Genomic DNA, 1,362 nt, shown 5'->3' with positions numbered 1-1,362 from the left:
GCACGCCGATCCTGTCTGATTCTTTCCAAGATCTGTATCACGAAGTCAGACGCAACCCAGCGACGGAGACCGGGCGGGACCTCCAGGTGTGTCTGGAGGCCCTCGCTGATGAGCGCCTGCTTGCAAAACGGTCTGATCACCAGGCGCAACGGCCTCGACTTGCGCTCTGGACAGTCCGCGAGTGGCCGTGATTGACCGCTGCTGACCGCCCTTAATGGCACGCTAATGGCACGACGATCAAGGTCTTGAGCAGGAGAAGCGACTGCCCCTGCCCAGTCGTGCAAGCACTCGCTGACCCTTGAACCGCTACCGTGTCCACGTGATCGTCCAGCAGCAGGTCTACTTTATGATCCAGTCCGATGAACTGGATCCCGGTCAGATCACCCAGTACGTGGGCGTCGAGCCGACTCGATCTGAGGCGAAGGAGTCACGACGCGGCAGGAAGAGTGGGCGCCTGATACCACCACAACACAATTGGATACTCGACTCCGGCCTCGCGGAGACCACCTCACTCAATGAGCAGGTGAAAGTCGTGATGAATCAGTTGGCCGGCGCCTGGGATCGAATCGGAGAGCTGACCGCTGGTGGCGCAGAGGCCACGTTGGTCATGCTTCGGTCGTTCGAACCGGGAGGGCACTCCAGCCCGCGAGGGCTCGTTCTTGACGAAGAAGCCATCAGTTTTCTTCACAGAGCTGGAGCCGATCTATGGATCGACGAGTACGACTTATCGTAGGGCTGGCGATGGGAGCGCTCGCACGTAACGGGCAGGGCCTCGGGGTGCACGAACTGAGCGCCGAACCTCATCGCCCTCCACCGTCTATAAGGTGATCAACCACTTCCTACGATGTTTGCCCTGGTCAGCGGGTAGAACCGCTGGTCAAGATCGAGTGCCCCCTGCGGGGCACAAGACAATCGGGCACTGGAACGACCTACACGATCATCCGGGAGTGCTCACCATCAAGGACTGCGTCAACCTTGGGCAGGCCAGCAAATAGCGGGCAACTACAGTCACGCACCACACCACGCGGCGTGGACCTCACACTGAAACCGGTGCGAGGTCCACCCGGTGCCGCGACAAAGTTCAATCCGCGACTGGTTCCTCCCGGGTACAAGCCCGCGCGGGAAGGTCCGGTTCCCCTTCCGGACAGCGTGCGCACAAGCCCGTCGGCCATCCTTCGATGACACGGGACATTTACGGCGGCGGCCGTACTGCCTTCTGTCCTGTGACAGCGATGGCTGATCATTGTCACCGAAAGCCGATGACCACTAGTTTCGTGCCACCGAAGGTTGATCTGGGGGCGAGGGAGGGGGGTGCGCAAGCCCGCAGCGGAGCTGTTGGGCTTCGCGACCCGGTGATGCGGG

General features: G+C 61.2%; 1 protein-coding gene. It reads left to right on the top strand.

Annotated elements, in window-relative coordinates:
- Window positions 1-319: 319 nt before the first annotated feature.
- Window positions 320-733, top strand: coding sequence for a DUF4279 domain-containing protein (locus tag ABD844_RS40930; protein WP_344890956.1), 414 nt, complete (start codon window positions 320-322; stop codon window positions 731-733).
- The last annotated feature ends 629 nt before the right edge of the window (window positions 734-1,362 follow it).

It is taken from the genome of Nonomuraea antimicrobica, assembly GCF_039536965.1.
Lineage (GTDB): Bacteria > Actinomycetota > Actinomycetes > Streptosporangiales > Streptosporangiaceae > Nonomuraea > Nonomuraea antimicrobica.
This window is presented reverse-complemented; position numbering and strand designations above follow the sequence as displayed.